We start from the raw sequence: 2,073 nt of genomic DNA, 5'->3' as shown, positions 1-2,073 counted from the left end.
CGCGGTCGCGGCGGGCCCACGCCGCGCCGGCGCGCACCCCCAGCCAGCCCGTGCGCCGCACCAGCCGCCAGTACGGCAGCGGCCGCGGGACGGCGGCCCCGCGCCCCTGCCAGCTGCGCCGCAGCTCGAACGTCGACCTGCCGTACCGGTAGTGCTGCTCGACCAGCTCCACGACCGAGGTGCGCGGCAGCCAGTCCATGAGCACCTCCTCCACGGTCGCCAGCCGCCGGTCGGGACGGCTGAGCACCCGCCAGCACAGGTCGGCGTCCCCACCGCTGCGCACGTCGCGGAAACCACCCACCGCGGTGAAGTCGCTGCGGCGCACCGCGAGGTTGCACGTCGGCAGGTAGGGCATGAAGTGGTTCGCGGCCACGTAGTTCCGCAGCCGCGCGAACTGCTGCAGCTCCGAGGCCGCCGCCGCCAGCGAGGGCCCGCCGCACACCCGCACGTCCGAGCCGCCCAGGGCCACCGCGGGGTCCTCGAACAGCCCCAGCAGGGCCCGCGCCCAGCCCGGGTGCGGGCGGCTGCGCGCGTCGAGGAACAGCAGCACGTCGACGTCGAGCGCCCCGGCGGCGAGGTTGCGGGCCGCGTACGGCCCGCGGCCGCCGCTGCGCAGCACCGTCGTCCCGGCCGGCGCCGTGCCCGGCGGCAGCACCAGCGAACCGTCGGGCGAGTCGTCCACGACGACGACCCGCAGCTCCCCGGCGGTCTGCGCCGCCAGCGCCCGCAGGCACCCGGTCAGCAGCTGCCCGTGGCCCCGGACGGGGACGACGGCCGCGGCCGCCGGCGTCACCGGTCCCTCCCCGCGGCCTCGCGCCCCGCCGACCACCGGGTCGCCACGTCCAGCAGGCGCGTGCGGCCGAAGGGGCGGGCGGGCGTCACGAACGGGTCCCTCGCCCGCGGGCGCCCCCAGTCCAGCAGCGCATCGCGCAGGCCGTAGGGGGGCAGCGGCCGCAGGTGCGCCAGCGCCAGGACCTCCCGGCGCAGCCGCCCGGAGTAGGCCCGCGCCCCCGCCGCGCGCCGGTGGCCGCCGTCGACGACGAGGCGCGGGTCCACGACGAGGTGGCCGCCGTCGGCCAGCGCCCGCCACGTCCACTCGATGTCCTCCGACGCCGGCAGGGTCTCGTCGAACCGGTGCCGCCGCCACACCCCGGCGTCCAGCGCCGCGGCGGTGTTCGACAGCCCCCAGTGCTGCCGGGCGCCGACGTAGGCGTGGTCGGCCGCGAACGGGCCGGTGAGCGGGGTGCCGTCGCCGTCGTGGGTCTGACCGCACGCCGCCACCGCGCCGGCCGCCACGTGGCCCACCGCGATCTCCAGCCACCGCTCGTGGGGCAGGAGGCAGTGGGAGGACAGCGGCACCAGCACGGGGGTCGTGGCGGCGGCCGCGGCGAGGTTCAGCGCCCCGCCGTAGGTGAAGGAACCGCGCGGCATCGTCACGACCCGCTCCACCCGGCCGCGGAGGAGGTCGAGGGTGGCGTCGGTGGAGCCGGAGTCCACGACGACGACCTCGGCGGGCAGCGTCTGGGCGCGCACGGAGTCCAGCACCGCCGCGACGGTGGCCGCGGAGTCGAACGTGCGCAGCAGGACGCTGGCGCGTGGTGGCTGGTCCCGCCCCGGCAGCGTGGCCGTCACGTCGTCCTCCGGGAACGGATCAGGGGATCACCGGCTCCAGCGCGAGCGCGGCTCGCGATGATCCGCCGACGACACGCCGTGTACGGGACACATTACCCACAGCTCCGCGTCGTGGCTGTTCCCGGCGCTCATGGTTACTCTTCGCGACATGGTCTTCACTCAACCCGAGAGCGGGCCCGCGGTGGACAGCGCGCAGCCGGATCGTCCCGGGGCGTGGCCGGGCCCCGTGGCCTACCTCGTGAGCGAGTACCCGGCGACCTCCCACACCTTCATCGAGACCGAGGTGGAGGCGCTGCGCGCCCGCGGCGTGGAGGTGCACACGTTCACGGTGCGCCCCAGCCCCCCGCAGCGGCACCGCTCCGAGCGCAGCCGGCGCGAGGCCCGCCGGACCACGGCCCTGCTCGCCGGCGGTCCCCTGCGCACCGCCTCGGCGGCCGCGGC

General features: G+C 77.5%; 2 protein-coding genes and 1 pseudogene. 1 reads left to right on the top strand and 2 read right to left on the bottom strand.

The genetic code is table 11. From position 1 onward, the window contains the following. Positions 1 to 793, bottom strand: a 793-nt coding sequence (locus ABEB16_RS18305) for a glycosyltransferase (protein ID WP_345713648.1), incomplete at its 3' end; no start/stop codon positions are given. Beyond that, on the bottom strand, positions 790 to 1,632 hold the full coding sequence (locus tag ABEB16_RS18300) for a glycosyltransferase (RefSeq protein WP_345713647.1): 843 nt from the start codon (positions 1,630 to 1,632) through the stop codon (positions 790 to 792). The genes ABEB16_RS18305 and ABEB16_RS18300, both read right to left, overlap by 4 nt. Positions 1,633 to 1,780: 148 nt before the next feature. Here ABEB16_RS18300 and ABEB16_RS18295 point away from each other — a divergent pair. Further along, a pseudogene (locus ABEB16_RS18295) lies at positions 1,781 to 2,073 on the top strand (hypothetical protein); the annotation flags it as partial.

Origin of the sequence: Kineococcus glutinatus, assembly GCF_039542765.1 — a bacterium.
GTDB classification, from domain to species: domain Bacteria; phylum Actinomycetota; class Actinomycetes; order Actinomycetales; family Kineococcaceae; genus Kineococcus_A; species Kineococcus_A glutinatus.
This window is presented reverse-complemented; position numbering and strand designations above follow the sequence as displayed.